The sequence below is a fragment of the Methylobacterium sp. J-043 genome, assembly GCF_022829505.1.
GTDB classification, from domain to species: Bacteria; Pseudomonadota; Alphaproteobacteria; order Rhizobiales; family Beijerinckiaceae; genus Methylobacterium; species Methylobacterium extorquens_A.
The window spans coordinates 1-5,600 of record NZ_JAKSYB010000002.1 but is presented as its reverse complement, the minus strand read 5'-3'; the positions used below and the strand labels follow the sequence as shown (position 1 = coordinate 5,600).

General features: G+C 50.2%; 3 protein-coding genes and 1 pseudogene. All 4 read right to left on the bottom strand.

The genetic code is table 11. The features are described from left to right. Positions 1 to 25: 25 nt before the first annotated feature. On the bottom strand, positions 26 to 1,006 hold the full coding sequence (locus MKK50_RS00030) for an IS3 family transposase (RefSeq protein ID WP_499019513.1): 981 nt from the start codon (positions 1,004 to 1,006) through the stop codon (positions 26 to 28). Then, a pseudogene (locus MKK50_RS00025) lies at positions 973 to 1,071 on the bottom strand (transposase); the annotation flags it as partial. The pseudogene MKK50_RS00025 and the gene MKK50_RS00030, both read right to left, overlap by 34 nt. Positions 1,072 to 1,508: 437 nt before the next feature. Continuing rightward, a complete protein-coding gene (locus MKK50_RS00020) occupies positions 1,509 to 5,117 on the bottom strand; it encodes a rhamnosyltransferase WsaF family glycosyltransferase (RefSeq protein ID WP_499019511.1) in 3,609 nt (1,202 codons plus the stop codon). Between the two features lie 77 nt (positions 5,118 to 5,194). Further along, positions 5,195 to 5,600: sugar phosphate nucleotidyltransferase (locus MKK50_RS00015; RefSeq protein ID WP_499019508.1), on the bottom strand; the 406-nt coding region annotated here is incomplete at its 5' end.

The following is a 5,600-nucleotide window of genomic DNA, read 5'->3' as shown; positions in this document are numbered from 1 at the left end:
CGGCCGAAAGGTGAGCTTCCGGATCTCATTCGGCGGCCTGCAGGGCCGCCGCCAAGGCGAACTCCTGGGGCGTTCGCCACCCCAGGGCGGTGTGAGGACGGCTCTCGTTGTAGTGCCGCCGCCACGTCTCGATCTTGCTCCTCGCGTCGGCCAACGACAAGAACCAGTTCGCGTTCAGGCACTCGTCGCGCAGGCGGCCGTTGAACGACTCGACCAGTGCGTTGTCGGTCGGCTTGCCAGGGCGCGAGAAGTCCAACGTGACACCGTTCTCGTAGGCCCAGCGGTCGAGGGCTTTCGAGACGAACTCAGGCCCGTTATCGACCTGAATCGCGCACGGTGCTCCGTGCAGCAGCGCCAAGCGGCCGACGACGGCAACAACCTGCTCGCCCTTGATGCCTTGGTCGACCTCGATCGCCAGGGCCTCGCGCGTGAACGCATCGACGACCGTCAGGGCCCGCAGCCGGCGTCCGTCGAACAGCGCGTCGGAGACGAAGTCCATCGACCAACGTTCGTTCGGCCGTAGCGCGGCAGGCTGACGCTCCCGGTGTGCCGCGCTGACGTGCCGGCGCGGTCGCTTGAGCCGCAGGCTCAAGCCCTCGTCCCGGTAGAGGCGGTGGACCCTCTTGTGATTCACCCGCCAGCCTTCCCGGCGCAGCAGGATGTAGATCCGGAAGTAGCCGTAGCGCACCCGGCTCTTGGCCAGATCGCAGATGCGCATCCGCAACGGTGCCTGATCGGGCTTGGTCGAGCGGTAGCGGACGCCCGACCGGCCGACGCCGAGCGCGGCGCAGCCGCGCCGCTCGCTCACCCCGTGCGCCTCCTGAACCTGGTGCACGAGCTCGCGCCGCCGAGCAGGCGTCAGAGCTTTTTTGCGAGTACGTCCTGCAGGATGTGTTTGTCGAGGCTCAGATCGGCAACGAGCTGTTTGAGCTTGCGGTTCTCGTCTTCGAGTTGCTTCAGCCGTCGCAGTTCGCCCGTCCCCAAGCCGCCGTAGAGCTTCTTCCAGCGGTAAAAGGTCTGCTCGGAGATGCCCATCCGGCGCAGCACCTTCGCGACCGGCGTACCGGTCACGGCCTGCTTCAGCGCGAAGGCGATCTGCTCCTCGGTGAACCTGCTCTTCTTCACGGCTCTGCTCCTCCCATCAGGGTCTCACAAAACCGGAAAACTCGCACTCAGGCCGGACCAAAGCGATGGGGGGACGTCAGTCCATCAGGCTTCGCCGACGCGGGGCGCCGTCGTAATGCGGCAGGATACGATCCACATTAACCTGGAAACGTTCTAGCTTTTAACGCAATAACCCCGGGCCGGGCAACAATCTAACGACAGGACGAGACTTATGAAACAGCTAAGATAATACGCTCGCTTTAATCGACAGACAGGGGTGAAGGCATCGGCGTAGTCCTTCACCCCCTTCAACACTTCAACTTCAGAAACGTCACAACCCGCTTGCGCGCTGCTCTAAAAAGTAATCGAGCGCGGATCTCCAACCAAAAGGAAATCCAGCTTAATCAGCTCGCAGAGGGCCAGTAAGGAGGCTTTACCTGGTTATAGCCAAACTGCCTACCCTGCACGGTAGCGCGGTTGAACAGCAATCTTTTCTGCAATAATTGGCTTTCAATACCATTTCTCAGTGCGAAAGCACGATCTCGTTCGTCGAGATCGAAAATAGCAGCATCTGCATTTTCGTGGAGCTGTAAACCGAAGTGCTCCGCCCAAAAGCGACCTTCTGTAGCTGATACAGAATACTGCTGACGCAGATCGAAAGCATGAGAATGATAAACAATAGCATCGTTAGTGTAAGCTTTTTGATAGCCTAGTCGTAGAACTTCTTCTGCCCAAATCTGATCTTCGCCCCAGTCTACTTCCGGATACGGAAGAATATTCCAAACAGACCTACTCATCGCAGAATTATTATCAGAGTAGAACCGCATTAGCATACCCCAATCTCGACTTCCAGGATACATAAAGCTGGGCAAGCCCACTTGGTGATCGATCACATTGGGAAGTAGCGATAATAAATTGAACATTTGATCAATATCTCTATGTACGAATTGATCATGATGTGGGTAAGCCTCATGTCGACCAATAACACCGGCGATTCGCGGCCCATACCCGAAACCTCTAATGAGATTAGAGAGCCAATAATTATCTTTCGGCAAAGCGTCCTGCGTTATGTAAGCGACATATTGGCTGTCGGACAACTCGAATCCAAGGTTACGTGTCTTTCCATGCTGAAATTGCGACTGATCAATTGACTCGCACCTGATTTTGCTCGAGGCAAATTTTCGGACTAAATCAGCCGTTCCATCCATAGAACCGCTATCGACAATTAATATTTCATATTCAAAGTCACAAACTTGAGATGAAAGCACGCTTAGGACATTCTCGAACTCAGGTCCAGCGTTGAATGTTGGGATAAATACTGTTGCAGTCCTATTGGTGGATGTCATTGGCTTAGTGATTGCGGCGGGCACTAGAGATTTATAGCCCTTCTCGTGCAATCTTTCTTTTAGCGCTGCCTCAAGTGAACGTGCACTTCTTTCCCAGGACGTCTTCTTAGTGAAATCCAATCCAGCCTGTCGTTGTTCCAATCTCAGCGTCGAGCTCGATGATAGGGTACGAACAGCATCAGCAATGCTATAAGGTGATGGAAGTGCAAAATAAACCTCTCCGTTCTTGAAAATCGCACGTGTACTCTCTGTATCAACTTCAACAACTGGAAGTCCGCAAGCCATCATTTCGAGCGGTATCAGGGAGTAGTTAGTCGATGAAAAAACAACTCCGATATCGCACGACCTATAAATCTCACTCAGTTTATCTGGAGATAGAATTCCATGCTGAGTGTATGGAAACGAGTAATTTATTCCAAGATCTTCTTCTCCAAATAAATCTACATGCAATTTAAATCCTTGCTTGTGCAATAGTTCAAATGCAGCAAACCCGAGCGTAACAGCCCGCCTAGGCGTATACTGACGGGAATAAAAGGCGATTCGAACAGTTCCGGAAAGCTCTTTTTTGAAAACACCCGGAAAATAAACTTCATGGTCGGCGCACAATTCCCAACCACGAGCCCATGCCCCACGAGCTTGCATAAGGCTTAGGAGCCAATTCCCAGCACATAACTTAGAGAATCCAAATTTATATGTCATCTCGGCAAGCAGATACAATTCACCTACGGGATGAAACATTGGTTCAAAATCTTGAACAAGATAAAATCGTTCTTTTACGTTAGTTACCTGTGCGGCAGGAAACGCAGTCCAACAGTCAGTCGCAATCAATACATCTGCCGAAATTTGCCTGATATCATCAGGAAGGAACCGAACGCGAACCCGATCACTGATGGGACGATACCAGCTCTGTATCCGACGTTTTGTTTCCGCCTGATCTGCAAGATGGGCAGCATTTTGAAACCAGATTGTTTGGTTATGACCAAAAAGCTCCAGAAACTCTACCATCCGAAAAATTGTCATGTGCCCGCCAGCTCCCGCTTGAGAGAACGCTGGAAGAATCCAATGAATATCGAGTTGCTCCGGATTGAAAGTCAAATTTATCGGCTTAACAGCTGCGGGTGGATTTTGCGCAATCTTAGGCGTATCACGCGGCCAAAGAGAGCTGTTCTTCTCCGCGCTACTTTCACGGATAGGCAACCCTTCTATAGGAACTAGTCTTTTTCTAATCTGCGTTATATAGTTTCTAACTTCAAAGCCGGATCCGCGAGTGACTAGTGTCAGAATTCGTTCGAGAGCATGTGCGAAAGTTAGATCTACTTGACCGGACTCTTCCTCGAATCGGTCAATGTCACGAGGGTTTTTCAATAAGCCTGATAGAGCTTTGGTGCGATACCAAGCCATGGATCCAGCCGGATAATCAGGCTGGACCAGCGGACCGTTTCCACAATTGACGGATTCAAGGAAATTTTTAATGCGACTCATATTGTTTTCAACATCGACAAATTCTTTAATTCTATAAAAATTACGAGGATACAGGCATCCGAGGGTGTTATTTTGCTCAAAATATGAAATTACATTGTCTACAAGTTGATGAGAGCCGAGAATCTGGTCGTAAAGGTATCGACGCCATTCATCTCCCCAGTACACATGAGTACTTCTCTTAGTGTGAAGGTGCAAAACGATATCATATTTTTCCCATATATCTCGAGAACCAATCAAAAACGGAGCAATATCTCTCCCGCGATTGGGCACGACGCGAACGTGCAGATCGTATCCTCCTTTGAAGTTAGCTAGACAGTTTTGAATGAATTCTTTATCAGCTTGTTTTGTGACAGTTACGACTACCGCCGAACCAATCGGCAAGTTGTTAAATCCTGGAATCAGTTCTGCTATCAGCTCAGGATAGAAACAATGCACGTGCACGCATAGACTCAAATTATGGACACGCTGTTTGACTGCTGGTTGACCGTCATTGATGTCGAATAACACGGCCTCTGCATTGCAGAGTTTTGCAGGCTGTAATTTTGCAATATTAGCATGTTCATTAATAATGTTTTGGCTTATTTTGCCCGCCTTTTTTAGTTCTTTTCGAACATAAAAAGTGTCGAAATTGGGTGATGGATCCCTACTTTCGTATTGTCCAAATTCGATATAGTGCAAAAAGGGGTCTATCCCATCTTGAGCCACATCTAGGTTGTGCGAAAGATAGAATTCTTTGTCAAAATAGGGTAAGAAATTATCAGCAGCGCCTGGTGAAGCGTCAGAAACATCAAGATCGCGCCGCCAATGGTAATTCCCATATGTCGCCAGGCAATGTTCAGCAGGAGTTTTGCCGGACTCCATTGCCTCTGGATGTGCCGCGCAGTATGATTGAACATCGAACTTATCGCTTGGTCTTCTCATTTCCTTCCCGCCGTGCTTAAGATAGTGCACAAGCGGATTGACGTTGTTGCTTGCTACATCTTTATACGACTTAATATAGTAAGACGTATTAAAGTGCTGCGAAGGATTGAAGCCCATCTTCCAGCCAATATCACAGAAATGCTTAGCGGCATTCCTGTACCTTTTTACACCATACGTAAGTCTGTAATATTCGGCGTCGAACAATATGGAATTGCCTACAATAGAGATATTTCTTTTGTTAGTTTTTTTTGTCGAGAACAGCATTAGCATTCTACCTTTGTGGATCGTGACGTTAGTTGTAGTCGGCTTATAAATCAACAATAACATAAGTAAGTTTTTGTCTAATAAAAACTCAATTCGAATTTAGCAAGCCTAAGCAAATCTTGTCCGTAATTTGTTTTGACGAACAGCTCGCCGCGCGCCTGCAACTGCTCGCGGCCGATGAAGCCCTGCAGGTAGGCGATCTCTTCGAGGCAGGCGACCTGAAGCCCCTGCCGACGCTGCAACACCCGCACGAACTCGCCCGCTTCCAGCAAGCTGTCATGCGTGCCGGTGTCGAGCCACGCGTAGCCGCGGCTCATCCGCTCGACATGGAGCTGACCGCGCTCGAGATAGGCTTGGTTGACGGAGGTGATCTCGAGCTCGCCCCGCTCCGAGGGCTTCACCTCGGCGGCGATGTCGAGCACCCCATTGTCGTAGAAGTACAGGCCCGTCACCGCCCAGGGGCTCTCTGGCGTCTTGGGCTTC